This is a genomic window from Salibaculum griseiflavum (assembly GCF_003129565.1).
GTDB lineage: Bacteria > Pseudomonadota > Alphaproteobacteria > Rhodobacterales > Rhodobacteraceae > Salibaculum > Salibaculum griseiflavum.
Map to the genome: position 1 here is coordinate 61,083 of NZ_QETF01000014.1, position 21,427 is coordinate 82,509.

General features: G+C 65.2%; 19 protein-coding genes. 8 read left to right on the forward strand and 11 right to left on the reverse strand.

The window, feature by feature from the left end; translation table 11 throughout:
• Positions 1-174: 174 nt before the first annotated feature.
• The 4 genes from trpC (at position 175) to lexA (ending at position 3,399) form a co-directional block, all read left to right on the forward strand.
• Positions 175-984 (forward strand): indole-3-glycerol phosphate synthase TrpC, encoded by an 810-nt coding sequence (trpC, locus tag DFK10_RS12150; protein ID WP_109389322.1) that lies wholly within the window; start codon positions 175-177, stop codon positions 982-984.
• Positions 981-1,460: a cyclic pyranopterin monophosphate synthase MoaC gene (gene moaC, locus DFK10_RS12155; protein ID WP_109389302.1), complete on the forward strand. Its 480-nt coding sequence runs from the start codon at positions 981-983 to the stop codon at positions 1,458-1,460. The genes trpC and moaC overlap by 4 nt, the downstream gene beginning before the upstream one ends.
• Positions 1,457-2,626, forward strand: a complete 1,170-nt coding sequence (locus tag DFK10_RS12160; protein ID WP_109389303.1) for a molybdopterin molybdotransferase MoeA — start codon at positions 1,457-1,459, stop codon at positions 2,624-2,626. Before moaC ends, DFK10_RS12160 begins: the two co-directional genes overlap by 4 nt.
• An 83-nt stretch (positions 2,627-2,709) precedes the next feature.
• The gene (gene lexA, locus DFK10_RS12165; protein WP_109389304.1) at positions 2,710-3,399 is read left to right on the forward strand and encodes a transcriptional repressor LexA; all 690 of its coding nucleotides are present in this window, start codon (positions 2,710-2,712) and stop codon (positions 3,397-3,399) included.
• Between the two features lie 19 nt (positions 3,400-3,418).
• On the opposite strand, the gene DFK10_RS12170 is transcribed toward lexA, so the two are convergent.
• On the reverse strand, positions 3,419-5,491 hold the full coding sequence (locus DFK10_RS12170) for a ComEC/Rec2 family competence protein (RefSeq protein WP_328589375.1): 2,073 nt from the start codon (positions 5,489-5,491) through the stop codon (positions 3,419-3,421).
• A 73-nt stretch (positions 5,492-5,564) separates the two neighbouring features.
• Between DFK10_RS12170 and gltX the strand changes: the two genes are divergently transcribed.
• The 3 genes from gltX (at position 5,565) to DFK10_RS12185 (ending at position 8,943) form a co-directional block, all read left to right on the forward strand.
• A complete protein-coding gene (gene gltX / locus DFK10_RS12175) occupies positions 5,565-6,965 on the forward strand; it encodes a glutamate--tRNA ligase (protein ID WP_109389306.1) in 1,401 nt (466 codons plus the stop codon).
• Between the two features lie 95 nt (positions 6,966-7,060).
• Positions 7,061-8,356, forward strand: coding sequence for a citrate synthase (locus DFK10_RS12180; protein ID WP_109389307.1), 1,296 nt, complete (start codon positions 7,061-7,063; stop codon positions 8,354-8,356).
• 89 nt (positions 8,357-8,445) lie between these two features.
• Positions 8,446-8,943: a GNAT family N-acetyltransferase gene (locus tag DFK10_RS12185; RefSeq protein WP_109389308.1), complete on the forward strand. Its 498-nt coding sequence runs from the start codon at positions 8,446-8,448 to the stop codon at positions 8,941-8,943.
• On the opposite strand, the gene DFK10_RS12190 is transcribed toward DFK10_RS12185, so the two are convergent.
• From DFK10_RS12190 to DFK10_RS12235, 10 genes are all read right to left on the reverse strand, one after another.
• Complete coding sequence (locus DFK10_RS12190) at positions 8,940-9,716, reverse strand: enoyl-CoA hydratase-related protein (RefSeq protein WP_109389309.1); 777 nt, start codon at positions 9,714-9,716, stop codon at positions 8,940-8,942. The two genes, DFK10_RS12185 and DFK10_RS12190, sit on opposite strands and share 4 nt — an antisense overlap.
• A gap of 70 nt (positions 9,717-9,786) precedes the next feature.
• Positions 9,787-10,233 carry a cytochrome c-type biogenesis protein gene (locus DFK10_RS12195; protein ID WP_109389310.1) on the reverse strand — a complete coding sequence of 149 codons (447 nt, stop codon included), beginning with the start codon at positions 10,231-10,233 and terminating at the stop codon, positions 9,787-9,789.
• A complete protein-coding gene (locus DFK10_RS12200; protein ID WP_109389311.1) occupies positions 10,230-12,209 on the reverse strand; it encodes a heme lyase CcmF/NrfE family subunit in 1,980 nt (659 codons plus the stop codon). The genes DFK10_RS12195 and DFK10_RS12200 overlap by 4 nt, the downstream gene beginning before the upstream one ends.
• 57 nt (positions 12,210-12,266) lie before the next feature.
• A complete protein-coding gene (locus DFK10_RS12205) occupies positions 12,267-12,821 on the reverse strand; it encodes a holin family protein (RefSeq protein WP_109389312.1) in 555 nt (184 codons plus the stop codon).
• Positions 12,812-13,423: a holin-associated N-acetylmuramidase gene (locus DFK10_RS12210; protein ID WP_109389313.1), complete on the reverse strand. Its 612-nt coding sequence runs from the start codon at positions 13,421-13,423 to the stop codon at positions 12,812-12,814. The genes DFK10_RS12205 and DFK10_RS12210 overlap by 10 nt, the downstream gene beginning before the upstream one ends.
• A gap of 47 nt (positions 13,424-13,470) precedes the next feature.
• Entirely contained in the window at positions 13,471-13,929 is a 459-nt protein-coding gene (gene ccmE, locus DFK10_RS12215) for a cytochrome c maturation protein CcmE (RefSeq protein ID WP_109389323.1), read from the reverse strand.
• A gap of 23 nt (positions 13,930-13,952) precedes the next feature.
• Complete coding sequence (gene argC / locus DFK10_RS12220; RefSeq protein ID WP_109389314.1) at positions 13,953-14,981, reverse strand: N-acetyl-gamma-glutamyl-phosphate reductase; 1,029 nt, start codon at positions 14,979-14,981, stop codon at positions 13,953-13,955.
• Between the two features lie 57 nt (positions 14,982-15,038).
• Entirely contained in the window at positions 15,039-15,851 is an 813-nt protein-coding gene (locus DFK10_RS12225) for a glutamate racemase (protein WP_109389315.1), read from the reverse strand.
• The gene (locus DFK10_RS12230; RefSeq protein ID WP_109389316.1) at positions 15,832-16,749 is read right to left on the reverse strand and encodes a lysophospholipid acyltransferase family protein; all 918 of its coding nucleotides are present in this window, start codon (positions 16,747-16,749) and stop codon (positions 15,832-15,834) included. The genes DFK10_RS12225 and DFK10_RS12230 overlap by 20 nt, the downstream gene beginning before the upstream one ends.
• A gap of 87 nt (positions 16,750-16,836) precedes the next feature.
• Entirely contained in the window at positions 16,837-20,256 is a 3,420-nt protein-coding gene (locus tag DFK10_RS12235) for an indolepyruvate ferredoxin oxidoreductase family protein (RefSeq protein WP_109389317.1), read from the reverse strand.
• 160 nt (positions 20,257-20,416) lie between these two features.
• Between DFK10_RS12235 and DFK10_RS12240 the strand changes: the two genes are divergently transcribed.
• Complete coding sequence (locus tag DFK10_RS12240) at positions 20,417-21,334, forward strand: LysR family transcriptional regulator (protein ID WP_109389318.1); 918 nt, start codon at positions 20,417-20,419, stop codon at positions 21,332-21,334.
• The last annotated feature ends 93 nt before the right edge of the window (positions 21,335-21,427 follow it).

Below are 21,427 nucleotides of genomic sequence, written 5' to 3' on the forward strand. Positions count from 1 at the left end.
CTTTCTTCGGACCGGTAAATATCCCGGGGTGAATTGGCCGCAGGCCAAGAGGGGCAGCGCCCCTGCCCCGCCGGCGGCGCCACGGGCGACGCCGGGATGAACCTGCGTGGCGCAAGCCACCCCGTTACGCAAACCGCAATTGTCTTCGCCCGCGGCCCGCGCTACTCCTGCCCCATGGATATTCTCGACAAGATCAAGGCCTACAAGCTCGACGAGATCGCCGCGCGCAAGGCCGAAACACCGCTGGCCACCCTCGAAGCCGCCGCGAAAGAGGCCGGGCCCACGCGCGGCTTTGCCGAGGCGCTGACCCGGGCCGCGAAAACCGGCTACGGCCTGATCGCCGAAATCAAGAAGGCCAGCCCCTCCAAGGGCCTGATCCGCGAGGATTTCGACCCCCCCGCCCTGGCCCGCGCCTACGAGGAGGGCGGCGCGACCTGCCTGTCGGTTCTGACCGACACGCCCAGCTTCCAGGGCGCCGATGCCTACCTGACCGAATCCCGCGCGGCCACCGCCCTGCCCGCCCTGCGCAAGGATTTCATGTATGACCCCTACCAGGTGGTCGAGGCCCGTGCGCTCGGGGCCGATTGCATCCTGATCATTCTCGCCTCGGTTTCGGATGCACAGGCCGCCGAGTTGGAAGCCGCGGCCTTCGATCTGGGCATGGATGTCCTGCTGGAGGTCCATGACGCCGCCGAACTGGACCGCGCCTGCCATCTGAAATCGCCGCTCATGGGGATCAACAACCGCAACCTCAAGACCTTCGAGGTGACGCTGGACACCACCCGGCGCCTGGCCAAGCACGTGCCCCATGACCGCATGATCGTCTGCGAAAGCGGGCTGTTCGCCCCGGCCGACCTGGCCGATATGGCCCGCTGCGGCGCGCGCAGCTTCCTGATCGGCGAAAGCCTGATGCGCCAGGACGATGTGACCGCGGCCACCCGTGCGATCCTCGCCGACCCGGTCCATCCGGGGGCCATGGCATGAGCGGCGGCAAACTCAGCCATTTCGACGCGGAGGGCCAGGCGCATATGGTCGATGTCTCGACCAAGCCCCAGACCCCCCGGATCGCCACGGCCGAAGGTCATGTGCGCATGTCGCCCGACACGCTCGCTCATGTCACCGCCGGCACCGCGAAAAAGGGCGATGTGCTGGGCATTGCCCGCATCGCGGGCATCCAGGGGGCCAAGAAGACGGCCGACCTGATTCCGCTCTGCCACCCCCTGCCCGTCACCAAGGTCGCGCTGAACCTTACCCCCGACGACACCCTCCCCGGCGTGCGTATCACCGCAACCGTCAAGACAACCGGCCAGACCGGCGTCGAGATGGAGGCCCTGACGGCGGTGTCCACCGCCGCACTCACCGTCTATGACATGCTCAAGGCCGTGCAGAAGGACATGGAGATCGGAGGCATCCGCGTGACCCTCAAGGATGGCGGCAAGTCAGGACGGTTCGAGGCATGATCACCGTTTCCGAGGCCCTGGACAAGCTGCTGGAACTGGCCGCGCCGCTTGCGGTGGAAGAGGTGCCGCTGCGCGCGTCGTCTGGGCGCACACTGGCCCGGCCCGTGACCGCCCGTCGCGATCAGCCGCCGTTTTCCGCCTCGGCCATGGACGGGTATGCCATTGCGGGCGGCGCGGCGCCGGGTGACCGGTTCGAGGTCATCGGCGAGGCGGCGGCGGGGCACGGATTCTCGGGTTCGGTCGGGTCCGGGCAGGCCGTGCGTATCTTCACCGGCGCCCCCATGCCCGAGGGCGCGACCCGCGTTGTCATCCAGGAGGATACCTCGCGGGACGGCGGCACCATCACCCTGACCGAGGATCTTGGCACCGGCCCCCATGTGCGCGCCCTGGGCGCCGATTTCCGGATCGGCGACACTCTGGACGCGCCGCGCCTTCTGTCGCCCTCGGACGTGGCCCTGATGGCCGCGATGAATATCGACACGGTGCCTGTCACCCGCCGCCCCGACGTGGCGATCATCGCAACAGGGGACGAACTGGTGCAACCCGGCGAAGACCCCGGCCCCGACCAGATCATCGCCTCCAACAGCTATGGGCTGGCCGCGCTGGTCGAGGCGCTGGGTGCCACCGCCCGCCTGCTGCCCATCGCCCGAGACACCAAGGCCTCTCTCCAGACCGTGTTCGACCTGGCCGAGGGGGCAGACCTGATCCTCACCATCGGGGGCGCTTCGGTCGGCGATCATGACCTTGTCGGCCCCGCGCTGGCCGACAGGGGGATGGAGCGCGCCTTTTACAAGGTCGCCATGCGCCCCGGAAAGCCGCTGATGGCGGGGCGGCTTGGCGATGCGGCGCTGATCGGGCTTCCGGGCAACCCGGTCTCGGCCATGGTCTGCGGCCATGTTTTCGTGGCCCCTGTAATCCGCGCCATGCTGGGACAAAAAGACGTGGTCCCGATGCCCGAGCAACGACCGCTGGCCGCCGATCTGCCCGCCAACGGACCGCGCCAGCATTACCTGCGCGCCCGCACGACGGCAGCGGGTGTTATCGCCTATGACAAGCAGGACAGCTCTCTGCTGTCGGTGCTCAGCGAGGCCGATTGCCTGATCGTCCAGCCCCCCGGTGATCCGGGCCAGCCCGCCGGCAGATATGTGGACGTCCTGCCGCTCTAGCGGAACATGTTGACACAAAACGGGAACACCCGTAGAACATTCCGTAACCGGGCGACCCAAATGCCCCTTGTCGGAGATGATCCATGCTGACCAAGAAGCAGCTCGACCTGTTGGAGTTCATTCACAAGCGGATGCAGCGTGACGGCGTGCCGCCCTCGTTCGACGAAATGAAAGAGGCGCTGGACCTGCGCTCGAAATCCGGCATTCACCGGCTGATCACGGCACTGGAAGAACGCGGCTTCATCCGTCGCCTTGCCCACCGGGCCCGCGCGCTGGAAATCATCAAGCTGCCCGAGGCGCTGGAACAGAAAGCCGGCTTCAGCCCCCGCGTGATCGAGGGCGACCGCCCGGACAGCACCCCGTCCAAGGCCCTGTCGGTCGAGGCGTCGGGCGCCATAGAATTGCCGGTGATGGGCCGCATCGCCGCCGGTGTGCCGATCGCCGCCATTTCCGAAGTGTCCCACAACGTGGCCGTGCCCCAAAGCATGGTCGGCGCCGGGGAGCATTACGCGCTCGAGGTCAAGGGCGACTCGATGATCGATGCGGGCATCAACGATGGTGACGTGGTCATCATCCGCGAAACCCGGACCGCAGATAACGGCGAGATCGTCGTGGCCCTTGTCGAGGATGAAGAGGCGACGCTGAAACGCTATCGCCGTTCGGGCAACACCATCGCGCTCGAAGCGGCAAACCCGGCCTATGAAACCCGCCTGTTCCGCGACGACCAGGTCAAGGTGCAGGGCCGTCTTGTCGGGCTGATCCGCACCTACTGACGCCGCCCTCTCAGCCATATTAGCGCCAAGCCAGCCGCGCCACCTCTCGGGCGCGGCGGCTGTTCCATAGACGCTCTCCCGTGCGGTCGCGCACGCTGACCAGCTGCAATTCACCGTCGCGCAGGTAGCCGGCGATCGCCCCGCTGTCGCGCAGGGTCGCGATATCAAGCACCGTGCAGCTGCGGCCCGGCCTGGCCTGCTGGTTCGACACCAGGATATCTGCACCGTCGCAATCCACGACATCGGCCAGCGCCATCTTGCCACGCACAGCGACCAGATGCGCCGAGCCCAGCCGGACTTCCTGCCGCCGTCCCTCAATGCTGAGGCCCGGGCGCTCGAAGGCCTGTGCCTGTGCCACCGGGCCGCCGTCGTTTTCCAGCCAGGCCCGGGCCGCGAACCCGTCGCCGCGCGGCTTGGACAGGGCCCGGCCCTGATCCCCCATCACCCCGATCAGCGCCCCGCTGTCGGCAATCAGGAGCACCGGGCGCTCGGTGGTCAGCCAAAGCACCCCTGCGAGGGCAGCCGGCCCGAGGCCGGCCAGCCGCCAGCGCCCCTGCCACAGCACGATCACCAACGCGCCGAAGGCCAAGAGGCCCAGCACCGGAGGCGCCGGGCTGTGTACATGGCCGACCGCGCCCTCCAGCCCCGAGACCCAATCGGCGATGAACAGGATCCAGCGAATGCCCAAACCCATCAGCCACAACCCGATCCCCGACAGGCCCACCGGCGCCAGCACCGCCGCCAGCACGGCGGCCGGCATCACCAGCGTGCCCATGACCGGCACCGACAGGACATTGGCCAGAAGCCCGTAATGCGACACCTGGTTGAAATGCGCCGCCGAAATGGGCGCCGTGGCCAGCCCGGCAATCAGTGAGGACAGCACGACACCCAAGGCCGGCCGCAACCGGCGCGGCAACCAGTCCATGTCGAACCGCCGCAGGAAGCCGAAGACAGCCACCAGCGCCGTTGTCGCGGCAAAGGACATCTGAAAGCCGGGACCCGACAACGCCTCTGGGCGCAACACCAGTACGATCAGCGCCGCGATGGCCACCGCGCGGATGGTCAGCGCCCGGCGGTCCAGCATCACCGCCACCAGCATGACCGAGACCATGATGAAGGCCCGTTCCGTGGCCACGTTGCCCCCGGACATGGCGTAATACCCCGCCGCAACAACCAGGGCACAGAACGCCGCGACCTTCTTGGCCGGGTGGCGCAGGGTGAAGCCGGGCCAGAGCAGCAACGCGTTGCGCATCACCAGGAAGACGAAGCCGGTCAGCAAACCCATATGCAGGCCCGAGATTGCCAGAAGATGCGCGAGGTTCGAGGCGCGCAGATCCTCCAGCACCTCCTGGCCCATGGCGGACCGGTCGCCTGTCATGATCGCGGCCGCGAAGGCGCCGCGCTCGTCGGGCAGCGCCGTCTGCACCCAGCGCGATATGGCCACCCGGACCCGGTAGATGGCCAATCCGGCCGCGCCGTCCTCGGCGGGTCGCGCCAGAAGGACAGGCGTGCGGGTATACCCCACCGCGCCCAGACCCTCGAACCAGGCCATGCGGCGGAAATCGAACCCGTCCGGCTCCACCGGTCCGGCGGGCGGCGACAGGTGCCCGGTCAGGATCAGGGTCTGGCCCGGCTCTGGGGTCACGTAGCCCTGTTGCCCGTGCAGCGAGAGTCGCACCCGCGCCGGGGTCCGGGCGGGCGACATATCCTCCAGTACGACCCGGTCCAGGGTCAGGCGCACCGCGTCGCTGGCGGAGCGGTCGATCTCGATCACCCGCCCTTCGACCGGTCCGTAGTAGCGGAAATCCAGCACCGGCGCCGCCACCGAATGGGCCCTCACCCCGGCGACGAGCCCCCCGGCCAGAACCAGCGCCAGCCCGATCGGAAGGGCGCGCAAACCGTCCGGGCAAAGGCGCACCAGGCCGAGGCAGGCAAGGAGCGCCACCGTCGCACCGGCGTAAAGTGCGATACCCGCTTCGAAACGCACCCCGAAATAGAGGGAAATCCCCACAGCGAACAGCACCGGGGACCAGCCGAACAGGTGGCCCTGCTGCCGCAGCAGCCCGTTATCCATCCATCTCAGAAGGCGCACTTGTCCCTGCCCTTCAGCCCGAGTATGCCCCGGCCCAAGCTAGGAACCCATGGTTAGCGAAAGGTTAATGCCCATGTCCGAACAGGTCGTCACCCGCATCGCCCCCTCGCCCACAGGCGAGATGCATATCGGCACCGCGCGCACGGCGCTGTTCAACTGGCTATTTGCAAGGGGCCGCGGCGGCAAGTTCCTGTTGCGCATCGAGGATACCGACCGCGCCCGGTCCACCCCGGAGGCGACCGACGCGATCCTGCGGGGCATGGACTGGCTGGGGCTGGACTACGACGAAGAACCCTACAGCCAATATGCCCGTGCCGACCGCCATGCCGAAGTGGCCCGCGAAATGCTGGACAACGGCCATGCCTACAAGTGTTTCGCCACGCAGGAGGAAATCCAGGCCTTCCGCGACGAGGCCCACGCCGCCGGTAAATCGACCCTGTTCCGCTCGCCCTGGCGCGACGCGGACCCGGCCACGCACCCGGACACGCCCTACGTGATCCGCGTCAAGGCTCCGCTGGAGGGCGAAACGGTGATTGACGACAAGGTCCAGGGCAAGGTCACGATCCGCAACGATCAGCTGGACGACATGGTGATCCTGCGCTCGGACGGCAGCCCGACCTACATGCTCGCCGTGGTGGTCGATGACCATGACATGGGCGTAACCCACGTGATCCGGGGCGACGACCACCTCAATAACGCCGCGCGTCAGATGACGATCTACCGCGCGATGGGCTGGCCCCTACCGGTCTATGCCCATATCCCGCTGATCTTCGGGCCGGACGGCAAGAAACTCTCCAAGCGTCACGGCGCCACGGGCGTCGCCGAATATCAGCTGATGGGCTATCCGGCCGCCGGCATGCGCAATTACCTTGCGCGCCTGGGCTGGGCCCATGGCGATGACGAGTTCTTCACCGACGACCAGGCGAAAGCGTGGTTCGACCTCGACGGCATCAACAAGGCGCCGGCCCGGTTCGATTTCAAGAAACTGGCCAATATCTGCGGCCAGCACATCGCGGCAAGCGACGATGCTGCACTGCTGCATGAACTGGAGGCGTTCCTGGCCGCAACCGGGGCCGAGCCGCTGACAAACGACCAGCGGGACGCGATGTCGCAAGCCATGCCCAGCCTGAAAGACAGGGCCAAGACCTTTCCTGAACTCCTTGAAAAGGCTCAGTTTTGCCTGACCTCTCGACCGATCGCCCCCGATGAAAAGGCGGCCGCTGCTCTGGACGATGTATCCCGTGGTATACTGAAGGAATTGACGCCGCAGTTGCAAACTGCTAGCTGGTCCCGAGATGCGCTGGAGGCGCTCGTGGCTGACCTCGCAGAGGCGCACGAGACGAAGCTGGGCAAACTGGCCGGTCCCCTGAGGGCGGCCCTTGCCGGACGCTCCGTTTCCCCTAGCGTGTTCGACATGATGCTCGTTCTGGGCCGCGACGAAACCATCGCGCGACTTCAGGACGCCGCCGGCTGAAACCTTTTCGTCACCTTTGGCGGATATCGCAGGCCGGACCGGTAGAAAACCGCGACGCCCGGCCTCGGGCGTGCCTTGAAACAAAGGAAACCGCCATGGCCGACACCACCAAGACCGCGACCCTGACCATCGACGGCAAGACCTTCGATCTCCCGATGCATTCGCCGACCGCCGGCCCCGATGTCGTCGACATCCGCAAGCTGTATGGACAGGCCGGGGTCTTCACCTACGATCCGGGGTTCACCTCGACCGCGTCCTGCGACAGCACCATCACCTATATCGACGGCGACGCCGGCATCCTGACCCATCGCGGCTACCCGATCGACCAGCTGGCCGGCAAATCGCATTACCTGGAAGTGTGCTTCCTGCTGCTCTACGGCTACCTGCCCAAGGCCGAGGAACTTGAGGAATTCGAGACCACGGTCACCCGCCACACGATGATCCATGAGCAGATGCACAATTTCTTCCGCGGCTTCCGCCGCGATGCGCATCCGATGGCAACCATGGTGGGTGTGGTCGGCGCCATGTCGGCCTTCTACCATGACAGCACCGACATCTCCGACGAGCGTCAGCGCGAGATCGCCTCGTTCCGCCTGATCGCCAAGATGCCGACGATTGCCGCCATGGCCTACAAGTATTCCATCGGCCAGCCCTTCGTCTATCCACGCAACGATCTCGATTACGCGGCCAACTTCCTGCACATGTGCTTCTCGGTCCCGGCCGAAGAATACCAGGTCGATCCGATCCTGGCCCGCGCCATGGACCGTATCTTCACCCTGCATGCCGATCATGAACAGAACGCCTCGACCTCCACGGTGCGTCTGGCCTCGTCCTCGGGGGCAAACCCCTTTGCCTGTGTCGCCGCTGGCATCGCCTGCCTCTGGGGCCCGGCCCATGGCGGCGCCAACCAGGCCTGCCTCGAGATGCTCAAGGAGATCGGCACGGTCGACCAGATCCCCGAATACATCGCCCGCGCCAAGGACAAGAACGACCCGTTCCGCCTGATGGGTTTCGGCCATCGCGTCTACAAGAACACCGACCCGCGCGCCAAGGTGCTCAAGCAGTCGGCGGACGAGGTGCTCGACCTGCTGGGCGTCGAGGACAACAAGCTGCTGCAAGTCGCCAAGGAACTGGAGCGGATCGCGCTCGAAGACGAGTATTTCGTCGAGAAGAAACTGTTCCCGAACGTGGACTTCTATTCCGGCATCATCCTTGAGGCGATGGGCTTTCCGACCTCGATGTTCACGCCGATCTTCGCCCTGTCGCGCACGGTCGGCTGGGTCAGCCAGTGGAAAGAACAGCTGTCCGACCCGCAGATGAAGATCGGCCGCCCGCGCCAGCTCTACCAGGGGGCGGACCTGCGCGATTACGTGGATATCGAAAACCGCTGATCCACCAGCATATGGAAATGCAAAAGGGTCGTCCCGGCAATGGCGGCCCTTTTTGTTTGCGACCGGCGGTTTCCAAGCTAGCCTGCCGCATGACCACATTGATCACCGCACGCCTTACCCTGCGTGGGCCCCGACCGGGCGACCTGGACGACTTGCATGCCATCTACGGCGACAGGCGCGCCATGCGCTACTGGTCCAGCCTTCCGCACGGCGAGCTGGACACGACACAGGCCATGCTGGACCGCATGATCGCGACCTTCGCCGACCAGCCCACCTATTTCATCTGGGAGCACGCCGGCCGCGCCATAGGTGCCGGCGGGATGCATGACCCGTGGGAGGTCGGTTTCATCCTGCACCCCGACCATTGGCGCAATGGGCTGGCGCATGAGGCCATGTCTGCGATCATCCTCCACCTCTGGACCACAACCGAGGCCCCGGCGCTGACTGCGGACACCGACCCGCGCAACGCGGCCTCGTTCGGGCTTCTTGCGTCGCTCGGCTTCGTTGAGACCGGGCGCGCGCGGAACACCTTTTTCGTGGGTGGCGAATGGTCGGACAGTATCTACCTTGCTCTTGCGCGGCCCTAGCGCCCCTCGTAATTCGCCGGGCGTTTCTCGAGGAAGGCCATGACACCTTCCTTGAAATCGCGGGTCTTGCCGCATTCGCCCTGCAAGCGGGCCTCCAGCGCCAATTGTTCGTCGAGCGTGTTCTCGAAAGACCCTCGGATCGCCGATTTGAGGTGGCGATAGGCCTCGGTCGGACCCTTCGCCAGGTGCGCCACCCGATGGGCCAGGTGTTCGTCGAGCTCGCTGGCGGGCACGGCCTCGTAGATCATGCCCCAGTCGGCGGCCTGCCGCCCGGTGATCCTGTCGGCGAACAACGCCGCCCCCATGGCCTTTGCCGCCCCCATCTGGCGCGGCAGCCAATAGGTGCCGCCGGCATCCGGGATCAGCCCGATGCGCGTGAAGGCCTGGATGAAAACGGCCTCTTCGGCGGCGATCACCACATCGGCCGCCAAGGCGAGGTTCGCACCCGCCCCGGCGGCGGGGCCATGCACGGCTGCGATGGTCGGGATGGGGCTGTCGAAAATCGCCCGCAGCATGGGCACGTATTCATCGCGCAAGGTCCGCTCCAGGTCGAGGCTGACAGCATTGCCACCATCGCCCAGATCCTGCCCCGAGCAGAACGCATCGCCCGCCCCGCGGATCACCAGAACCCGCGCCTCTTGGCCGGCAGCCTTGACCGCATGGGCAACCTCGGCCCGCATCTGGGTGTTAAGCGCGTTCATGACGTCGGGCCGGTTCAGCGTAAGCACCGCCGCCCCGTCCGCGATTTCCAGCCGTATAGCCTGATAGTCCATTTGCTTGCCCTTTCCGCAGCCTCTTGCGCACTTTACTGAACCATGCAGTTCAGGAAAGTCCAACCCCGCGTCAGGAGCGCATGATTTCTTCCAGCCGGGCCTTCTCCGCGTCCGTCAGGGTCTCGGGGGCCTTGGCCTTCGAGCGGGCCCGAACCGAGGCATAGCCAACGCCCGCCGCCACCAGCAAAAGGACCGGGGCCGCCAGCCACAGAACAAGGTTCGCGCCACTTTTGGTCGGGCTGAGCAGGATGTATTCGCCGTAGCGGTTGACCAGAAACTGCACCGCTTCTTCGTCGCTGTCGCCCGCGACCAGCCGTTCGCGCAGCAGAATGCGCAAGTCGCGGCTGATGCCGGCATTGCTTTCGTCGATGCTCTCGTTCTGGCAGACCGGACAGCGCAACCCGGTAGATAGATCGCGTGCGCGTTCCTCCAGCGCGGGGTCGTCCAGAACCTCGTCGGGCTGTACGGCCCAGACAGGGGCCGCCAGAAGGGTCAGGATCAGGATCAGGCGCTTCATTCCGCAGGCACCCCGCCCGCCGGTGTCCTGCGCTTGGCTGCGCCAGCGGCGACACGCAGACGCCTGTCGCTAAGGCTGACCAACCCGCCGATCGCCATCAGGATCGAGCCGCCCCAGATCCAGTTCGCGAAGGGCTTGATATAGCTGCGCACGGCCCAGCCGCCATTGGTTTGGGGATCGCCCACCACAAGGTAGACATCGCGCAGCACGCCATTGCGGATCCCGGCCTCGGTCGTGGGCATTTCGGCCACCGGGTAGAAGCGTTTCTCGGGGTGGACAACGCCAACTTCCCGGCCATTACGGAAGATCGCCATGTCGGCCTTGGTGGTGATGTAGTTGGGCCCCTGTTCCTGGCGCACGTCGCGCAGCTCGATCTCGTGGATACCGATCTGCCAGCGGTCGCCGATATCGGCGACGCGGATATCCTCGGCCTCCCAGGCCATGAGGCCCGCCACCGCGAAGATGGTCACGCCCAGCCCGCTATGGGCGATGAACTTGCCCCAATCGGCGCGTGGCAGCCGCGTCAGCCGGCCCAGCCGATCCGACAGCCCCTTGCGCCCTGTGCGTTGCCAAAGGTCCATGGCCGCGCCGCCCACGACCCAGACGCCCAGAATGACGCCCACGGGCCCGAGTGCACTGCGCCCGGTCTGCATCGCAAAGGCCAGCCCGCCCAAGGCCACGGCCAGAACCACCACAGGCCAAAGCGGCGTCATCGCCCGGCGCAGGTTTCCACGTTTCCAGGCCAGCATGGCGCCCACCGGAAGGATCAGGGCCAACACCACGAAAAACGGCGAGAAGGCCGCGTTGAAAAACGGTGCCCCCACGGACAGGACCCGCCCCAGCGCCATTTCCGCGAAAACCGGCCAGAGCGTTCCGATGAAAACGACGAAGGCCGAAACCGCCAATAACACGTTATTCGCCACCAGCGCACTTTCGCGGCTGACCATGGAAAAGACGCCCTTGGCCTCCATCGCGCTGGCCCGGACGGCAAAGAGCGTCAGAGCGGCCCCGACGAAACCGCCGAAGATCACCAGGATGAACACGCCGCGTTCAGGGTCATTGGCAAAGGCATGAACCGAGGTCAGGACGCCGGAACGCACGATGAACGTGCCCAGAAGCGAGAACCCGAAGGCGAGGATGGCCAGCAGGATCGTCCAGCTTTTCAGCGCCTCGCGTTTCTCCACGACGATGGCCGAATGCAACAGCGCCGCCGCCAGAAGCCACGGCATGAAACTGGCGTTTTCCACCGGGTCCCAGAACCAGAACCCGCCCCAGCCCAGCTCGTAATAGGCCCACCAGGACCCCAGCGCGATGCCAACGGTCAGGAACAGCCAGGCCGCCAGCGTCCAGGGCCGCACCCAACGGCCCCAGGCGGCATCGACCTTGCCCTCGAGCAGGGCGGCGATGGCAAAGGAGAAGGTCATCGAAAGCCCGACATAGCCGAGATAGAGGAAAGGCGGGTGAAACGCCAAGCCCGGGTCCTGCAAGAGCGGGTTGAGGTCCTGCCCGTCAAAGGGGGCGACCTCCATGCGCAGGAACGGGTTCGATGTCAGCAGGATGAACGCGTAGAAGGCCACCGACACCAGCGCCTGCACCCCCAGCACGCGGGCCCTGAGCGAGGCGGGCAGGTTCGATCCGAACCAGCTGGCACAGGCCCCGAACAGCGCCAGCGTCAGAACCCAGAGCAGCATGGACCCTTCGTGGTTCCCCCAGACACCGGAAATCTTGTAGAGCATCGGCTTGTCGGAATGGGAATTGAGGAACACCAACCGCAGCGAGAAATCCGACACGACAAAGGCATAGGTCAGCGCCGCGAAGGAGAACCCCACAAGGATCAGCTGCACCGTTGCGGCCGGATCGGCCAGCGCCATCCAGCTGCGCCAGCCTTTGTGGGCACCGACCAGCGGCACGACGGTCTGAACCACGGCCACGAGGGCGGCGAGAATCAGGGCGAAATGTCCAAGCTCTGTAATCATGGGATGCAGTATATCGCCTGCGCCCTCGTGAAAAAGCAGAACCGGTCGGTCAAAGCGTCACGGTCGCGTGTTCTGCCATTCGGCCAGCGCCGGATTGGGGGCCGTGTCGACCACCGGGCCGTCCGGTGCACCAGGCGCCGGGCCCGCCCGCATCGCATCCAGCCGCCGGGTGTTGCCGATCACGGTCGGCACATGCGCCAGGGACTGCGCGATAGAGCGTTGAAATTGCTGGGAATGAGCCTGGTGGCGCGCGCCGAAATAGAAACTGACGATCGCCCCCATGAGCCACCACAGCGGCTCTGGCACGACCGCGATGCCCTGCATCCGGCTGGCAAACCAGATCGGGTCCACCATGGCCACGACGAAGAGGCCGATCGTGCCAAAGGCCAGCAAGGGGCGTGGCAGGCGGTTCAGCCCGTTCATGACCCGGTCGAACGGGCCCGGTCGGGGCGTGGCGAACTCGGCCGCGAACTGGCGCAAGGTCGAGTGGCGCAGATGCGCCTCGCGGAGCGCAGCCCCCTCGCTGTTCTCACGAAACACCTCGGCGGTGTCGCGGATCACGTTGCGGCCGTCATCGAAGAAGAGCGAAAGGATGCGTTCGATCAACCCCATCCCGCGACCCTTTCGCGATGCTGGGCCTCGGTCAGGTGGAAGCGGGGCGCGATGAATTCCTCGGCCCGCCGGATCCAGCCGCCCTTGCCGCCATCGCGGCGCCGGGCGTATTTGCGAGAGGACGGGCGGCGATCCGCCAGGGCATAATAGTAATTCCGCCGGGCGATCCCGTAGGCATCGGCGAAGTGCCCCGGCGCGGCGGCCTGCGCGTCGCGCGCCGCGGCGATGGTCTGTGGCCCGATCACCCCGTCCACCTCGACCTGCAAGCGCATGTCGTTGAGCAGCCGTTGCAGGATGCGCACCGCATTGGCACCGGCATTGACATACATGTCGAAGACCGATGGCTGGATGCTTTCGGGCAGGCGGTTGATACGGGTTTGCTGGTAGTAGTGACGCACGAAGATCTCGATCGCCTGATCGCGCGACAGGGCCCGCACATCCGCCGCGCTGACCTGCCCGTCACCGTCCAGGTCCAGCCCCAACCGGCGCATGGTGTGGATCGTCACCCCGTGATTGGTCGCCCCGCCGGGATCATCCGGATCATTGACGTATCCACCCTCGCGGGCGACGATTTCCTCGGCAATCTCTCGAACGCTTTGCATGGCCTCTTCCCCAGTCAATTGCAGGGGAAAAGGCTGTGAGATCTGGGTTAATTGATTGCTGCCCCGGCGTCCGGTTCCTTGTAGACACCCTGCTCCTTGAGGCTGTCGACCAGTTCGGCGGGCATGTAGTCCTCGTCATGCTTTGCAAGGATTTCAACGGCCTGGAAGGTGCCGTTGACGTAGTGCCCCTGCCCGACCATGCCCTGACCCTCGTCAAAGAGGTCCGGCAGGATACCGTCAAAGACCACCGGCACCGAGGCCCCGCCATCGGTCACCGAGAAACTGACCTGCGTGCCTTCGCCGCGCACGATCGTGCCTTCTTCGACCATGCCGCCGATGCGGAACAGCTCGCTCTCTGCGGGCGGCGCGGCCAGGATTTCCGACGGTGAGCGGAAGAAGGCGATGCCATCGCGGAACCCATAGCCGATCAGGCCCGAGGCCAGCGCCAGCGCCACGAATGCGACGATGATCACCTGGATGCGGCGCTGCTTCTTCAGGGATTTCATTCCGGCCATCTGTCAAAGCCCTTCTACGGAAAGACCGGGGCCAGCATCAGCCCCGTGGTTTCATCCTGCCCCAGCATCAGGTTGGCATTCTGGATCGCCTGCCCGCTGGAGCCTTTGGTCAGGTTGTCGATCACGCCCACGATGATAGCACGATTCGCGCGCCGGTCCGCCACCACGCCGATATGGCACAGGTTCGATCCGCGCACGTCCTTCATCGCCGGCACCGCCCCCACGGGCAGCACATGCAGGAACGGCTCATCGGCATATCGTTCGGCCAGCGCCGCGTGGATCGCGGCCGGGTCACCTTGCACATAGGCGGTCGCTAGGATGCCACGGCTGGCCGGGATCAGGTGCGGCGTGAACTGGATTTCCACCTTGCGTCCGGCGACAGCGGAAAACTCCTGATCGAACTCGCCCAGGTGCCGGTGCTTGCCGCCCACGGCATAGGCGCTGGCATTCTCCACCATCTCGGCAGTCAGCAGGTTTTCCTTGGCCGCACGCCCGGCGCCCGACGCGCCAACCTTCAGGTCGAGGATGATCTGGTCGAGGTCGATAACCCCCGCCTCGATCAGCGGGCGCAGAATGAACTGCCCGGTTGCCGCGTTGCAGCCCGTGCCAGCCACCAGCCGCGCCTTGGCGATATCGGCCCGGTAGAACTCGGTCAGGCCATAAACCGCCTGCTCCTGCAACTCAGGCGCCGAATGCGGCTGGCCATACCACTTTTCATACTCCGCCGGGTCGCGCAGACGGAAATCGGCGGAGAGGTCCACGACCTTCACCTGCTTTGGCAACTGCGCGATCACCGCCTGAGAGGTCGCATGAGGCAGCGCACAGAACGCCAGATCGATTCCGGAAAAATCCACGTCTTCGATGGTCGTCAGGCGCGGCAGGTCCAGGTGGCGCAGATGCGGGTAGACATCCGCCATCGCCATACCGGCCTTGGAATTGCCCGACAGAGCGCCGATCTCCAGCGCCGGGTGACTGGCGATCAGGCGGACCAGTTCTGCGCCGGTATAGCCGGACGCGCCGAGAATTGCGACTTTATGGGTCATGTCAGTCCTTCAATCGAGGATCAGGTAAGGGCTGGGGTGCGCCGGCACAAGGCGACATCAGGCCGCGTCGAAGCTGATTTCGCGCCGCAGGAATCGGGTGGCGCCTGCCGAAACCTTCTTGGGATCGCCCGTTGTCAGGAACCCGCCCTTTTCGCCCGGCCCGATCATGTTGGGATGGCGTTCGAGGTAGTCGGCAAGGCTGTCGGCCACCAGGTTGGCTTGGCTGAATACCTTGACCTCCGGCCCCAGCGCCGCCTGGAATTCCTTTTCCATCATCGGGTAATGCGTGCAGCCGAGGATCGCGGCATCGGGGTTTGGCATCTTGCGCTTGAGCGCATCGACATGGCTGCTGACCAGCGCCTCGGCGAGGATCATGTCGCCCTCTTCGATCGCATCGACCACGCCGCCGCAGGCCTGCGCCTCGACATCGACGCCGATCGCGCGAAAGGCCAGTTCACGCTGGAATGCGCGGCTGCTGACGGTGGCGGGCGTGGCGAACAGGGCAACGTGCTTCACCCCAACCTCGCGCGGCGGGGAATTGTCGCCCCATTTGCGTTCGGTCAGCGCCTCGATCAGCGGCACGAAGACGCCCAGCACCCGCTTGTCGCGCGGCACCCAGCCCTCCTGCATGCGGCGCAGGGCGGCGGCGCTGGCGGTGTTGCAGGCCAGGATGACCAGGTCGCAGCCTTCATCGAAAAGCCGCTGCACGGCGCTGGTGGTCAAGGCGTAGATATCGTCGGCATCACGCACGCCATAAGGCGCATGGGCGCTGTCGGCGAAATAGACGAAGGGGACATCCGGCAACCGACGTTGCACCGCATCGAAAACTGTCAGCCCGCCCAGTCCGCTATCAAAGATTCCCACTGCCATTGTCGCGCGTCCCGCCTGCCTTGATCTTGTGCCTGTCGTCATATTCGAACCCGATGGCATCTGCGGCCACCGGGCTTGGCGAAAGCTCATACGTGGCTTTGCGCAGGAAATCCATCATGGCTTTGGGGTCCGAGCGCAAAGGGTCCAGCTTTTCGGCGGGAATGGGCCGGCCGATCACGACACGCACGGTGCTGCCGACACGGGCACGGAATTCACGGATCAGAAGCCCCATGCGCAGCGTGTAGTGCAAATGGCTGGCCAGCTGGAACAGGCGGCTGTTGTGCCCCTCGAAATAGACCGGCACGACCTGGGCATCCGACCGGGCGATCATCTTGGCGGTGAAGGTGCGCCAGGCAGGGTCCATCGGGCGCGCAAAGGGCCTGAGAGAGGTGCTGACCGTGCCGCCGGGAAAGATCCCGATGGCCCCGCCCTGCCCGAGATAGCGCAGCGCCTCCTTGCGGGTCTCCATGTTGCGCTTCGCGGCCTCTTTGGTCTCGTCGAAATCAATGGGCAGGATCACGCGTTCAAGGTCGGGGGACTTCCGGAACACCTTGTGGGCCAGAACCCGGAAATCGCCGGCGCGGCGTTCCGACAGGATGCGGCCCATCATCAGCCCGTCAAGGATGCCGTAGGGGTGATTGGCCACCAGCACCAGCGGGCCCTGTGTCGGAATATCGTCGAGGCTGCCGCCGACGACCTCCAGCCGGATCTTGTAGCGGTTGCAGATCACCTGCCAGAAATCCCGCCCCTCCGCGACCTCCTCGGCATAGCCGCGGGCCTTGCGGATCAGGCGCAACCGGCCAGTGGCGTTTTCCATCACGCGGATCATGGCCCGCCCGCCCTTGGACCGGGCAGAATGGGCGTAGGAAATGTCGCGGGCTATATGCTTGTCGCTCATGGGCGTGGAAAAGGCTGTTCTCGTCATGCTGCTTTACGCAGGGGAATGCAGAATAGCCAGCCTCTGTGACGCTTTGATAACAGTCCGTTACTCGGCCACCTGCCTGTCCCCGTCCGGCGCGCGCAGGACTGCCAGCAATTCCTCGCGGCGCTTTTCGGCCTTCGCGGCATTGGCCGCCTTGACCGGGCCGAAGCCGCGGATCGAAAGCGGCAACTCGGCCAGGGCCAAAGCGGCCTCTTCCGTGTCCGGGCGCATCAGGCGCAGGGCGTCGTCCATGTCCCGCTCGTATTGACGGATGAGCGCGCGTTCCATCCGGCGCTCATCGCTTCGTCCGAAAGGGTCGGCCCATGTGCCGCGCAGCCCCTTGAGGCGGGCCAGCAAGGGGAACAGGCGGCGCATGGTCGCCTCGCGGAAGGCGCGCTTTTTCGGCCGCCCATCGGGGCCATCATGCGACAGGACCGGCGGGGCCAGGTGATAGGTCAGCCGGATATCACCGCCCAGTGCGGCCTCGGCCTTGCGGCGGGTGTCCAGGTGCAGCCGTGCGACCTCGTATTCGTCCTTGTAGGCCAGCAATTTGTGATAGCCCTTGGCGACCGCCTCTTTCAGCGCGCCGTCGAAGCGCGCGACGAAATCGGTATAGCGTTTCGCATATTCGGCATCCTGGTAGGCGGTCAGGTGCTCGGCGCGATAGGCGATCTTCTCGTCCGTCGTCTTGGGCTTGGCGATCACCTTGTCTTTCAGCAGGGCCGCCGCCTTTTCCGGGTACAGCACGGCCCAGCGGCCATAATCGAAGGCGCGGGTGTTGCGCTCGACCGCCGCGCCGTTCAATTCGATTGCCCGCTTGATCGCCGCCTCGGAGATCGGAATGCCCCCCATCTGCCAGCAGGCGCCGAAGATCATCATGTTGGAATAGATGGCGTCGCCCAGCAGGTGGCTGGCCAAATCGTTGGCATCGAACATCGCCAACCGGTCGCGCAGCCGCGCCTCCAACGCGACGGTCAGGCGATCAGCAGGCAAACGGAACTCGGTATCGCGGGTAAAATCGCCCGTGATGATCTGGTGCGAATTGACCACGGCGCGGGTGCGGCCGGTGGTGGTCAGCCCCAGCGTCTTGGCTCCGGCACTGACGACCAGATCCCCGCCGATCAGCGTGTCGCATTCGCCCGTGGCCACGCGGATCGCGGCGATGTCCTCCGCTGCCTCGGCGATGCGGCAATGGATATGCACCGCCCCACCCTTTTGCGCCAGCCCGGCCATCTCCATCATGCCCGCCGCCTTGCCGTCGACATGGGCGGCCATGGCAAGCACCGCGCCGATCGTCACGACTCCGGTGCCACCGACCCCGGTGATGACGACGTTATGAGTGCATTTGATCCCCGGCAGGTCGGGCGCAGGCAGGTCCGGCAGGTCCAGCCCGGTGCCGTGGTTCTGACGCAGCTGCGCGCCCTCGACGGTCACGAAACTGGGGCAGAACCCCTTGAGGCAGGAAAAGTCCTTGTTGCAGCTCGACTGGTCGATAGCCCGCTTGCGGCCCAGCTCGGTCTCGACCGGCACGATGGAGACACAGTTCGACTGCACCCCACAATCGCCGCACCCCTCGCAGACATCGGTATTGATGAAGACGCGGCGGTCCGGATCGGGAAATTGGCCGCGCTTGCGGCGGCGGCGCTTCTCGGCGGCGCAGGTCTGGATATAGACCAGCGCCGTGACGCCCGGCACCTTGGCCAGCCCCTTTTGCACCGCGCCCATCTCGTCGCGTTCGTGAACATGAACACCGGCGGGCAGGCTATTGATATCGAAGCCTTCCTTGGGATCATGCACCACGGCCACGTCGCGCACTCCCATCGCCAGCAATTCACGGCAGATCTGGTCGGCCCCCAGATCGCCGTCGTTCTTTTGGCCGCCGGTCATGGCGACCGCGTCGTTATAGAGGATCTTGTAGGTGATGTTGGTGCCCGCCATCAGCGCGAAGCGGATCGCCTGCACGCCTGAATGGTTATAGGTGCCGTCCCCAAGGTTCTGAAACACGTGGGAGCGCTTGGAAAACGGTGCCTCGCCCACCCAGTTCGCGCCCTCGCCACCCATCTGGGTGAACCCGACCGTGTCGCGGTCCATCCATTGCACCATGTAATGACAGCCGATCCCGGCATAGGCGCGTTCGCCCTCGGGCACCTTGGTGGACGTATTGTGCGGGCAGCCGGAACAGAAGTAGGGCAGCCGCGCCGCGATCTCTTCGGCATTGTCCGCGCGCTTGGCCTCGGCAAGTTTCGACAATGCGCCTTCGATCGCATCGGTCCGGCGGCCTTCCTCGATCAGGACCTGGCCGATCTTTTCGGCCACCCAGACCGGGTCCAGCGCAAAGCGAGTCGGGAAGAGTTCCTCGCGCCGGTCGTCGATATAGGAATTGCCCTTGTGCCAGCCATAGACGCGCCGCCCGTGGCGGTCGTCGAAAATGGCCTCTTTCACCTGAACCTCGATCAGCTTGCGCTTTTCCTCGACGCAGACGATCAGGTCCAGCCCCTCGGCCCAGTCGTGAAAGCCCTTCATGTCCATGGGCCAGACCTGCCCGACCTTGTAGGTGGTGATCCCCAGCCGCTCGGCCTCGGCCGCGTCGATCCCCAACAGCGAAAAGGCGTGTTGCAGGTCGAGCCAGTTCTTTCCCGCCGCGACCAGCCCGATCTTCGCCCCCGGCTTGCCCCAGACCCGCCGGTCCATCCCGTTGGCATGGGAAAAGGTTTCGGCGGCGAAACGCTTGTGGTCGATCATCCGCGCCTCTTGCGCAACTGGCGTGTCCACGAGGCGGATGTTCAAGCCCCCCTCGGGCATCGGGAAATCGGGCGTCACGAAGCGTTGGCGGAACGGGTCGCCATCCACGACGCTTGTGACCTCGACCGTGTCTTTCATGGTCTTGAGACCCACCCAGACCCCGGCAAAACGCGACAACGCCCAGCCATAAAGCCCGAAATCGAGTATTTCCTGAACGCCCGCCGGGCTGACGATGGGCATGTAGGCATCGACCATGGCCCAGTCGGACTGATGCAGGGTCGTGCTGCTTTCACCGGTATGGTCGTCGCCCATGGCCATCAGCACCCCGCCATGGGGGCTGGTGCCGGCCATGTTGGCATGGCGCATCACGTCGCCGGACCGGTCCACGCCTGGGCCCTTGCCATACCAGAGCCCGAAAACCCCGTCATACCGGCCCTCGCCGCGCAATTCGGCCTGCTGGCTGCCCCAGAGCGCCGTTGCCGCAAGATCCTCGTTCAGGCCCGGTTGAAACAGGACATGCGCCTCGGCCAGTTCCCTTTCGGCGCGCTGCATCTGCAGGTCCACCGCGCCCAGCGGCGAGCCGCGATAGCCTGTGACATACCCTGCCGTGTTCAGCCCGGCCGCCCGATCGCGCGCCCGCTGCATCAGCATTAACCGCACCAGGGCCTGCGTGCCATTCAACAAAACCGGCGATTTCGTCAGGTCGAAGCGGTCTTCGAGGGAAACATCGTGGCGGCTCATTGGGCACCTCCTCGTATCCGTTGAGCGTTTCCGGCATTATAGGTCAAAAAAGCTGACCTACAAAGCGATAAGACCCTGACAAGAGCCTTTGCAAACGACATAGTGGCCGTAGTAAGGACCGCGACGTGTTTGCGGTAACGGGTTTGCGGAAGGGACAGCTATGGACTGGGACAAGCTAAGAATCTTTCACGCGGTGGCCGATGCGGGCAGTCTGACCCACGCGGGCGACACCCTGCACCTTAGCCAGTCCGCCGTGTCCCGGCAGATCCGTGCGCTTGAGGAATCGCTCAACACCACCTTGTTCCACCGCCATGCACGCGGGCTGATTCTCACCGAACAGGGCGAATTGCTGTTCGACGCCACGCGCGCCATGTCCCGCAGGCTCGATGCCGCCTCGGCGCGGATACGGGACAGCGAGGAGGAGGTCTTCGGTGAATTGAAGGTAACCACGACAACGGGCTTCGGCACCTTGTGGCTGGCCCCGCGCCTGCCCACACTCTACGAGAAATATCCCGACCTGAATATCGACCTCATGCTGGAAGAACGGGTGCTTGACCTGCCCATGCGCGAGGCCGACGTGGCCATCCGCATGAAAGAGCCCAGCCAGGCCGACCTGATCCGCAAGCGGCTGATGTCGGTGCGGATGCGGCTTTACGCGACCGATGCCTATCTCGACGCCGCGCCCGAGATCGACCACCTTGAACAGATCGGTGCGCATCGCCTGATCTGCCAAAGCCCGAGCGCGTTCCAGGTCGCCGCCGGTGCGACTTTGGTGCAACACCTCTTGACCTACGACACCCCGAAATTGCTCCATGTGAACAACTATTTCGGCGTCCTTCAGGCCGTGCAGTCGGACCTCGGGATTGGTGTGCTGCCGGACTATGTGGCAGAATTCACGCCGCGCCTGCGCCGCGTCCTGCCCGAGATCGAAAGCGGCGAAGTCCCTGTTTTCCTTGCCTATCCCGAAGAGCTGCGGCAATCGAAACGGGTCATGGCCTTCCGCGATTTCGTTCAGGAAGAAATTACCGCCCATCGCCGCCGGATGCGGGGGATGTCCCGACGGATGTTGAAACTTTGAAAAAGGGTGGCGTTGCTTCCCCTGAGCCGTAGGCTCGGGGTGATCAAACCAAAAAGGAAGCAACACCATGAAGACGACTACCACATCCTCCAG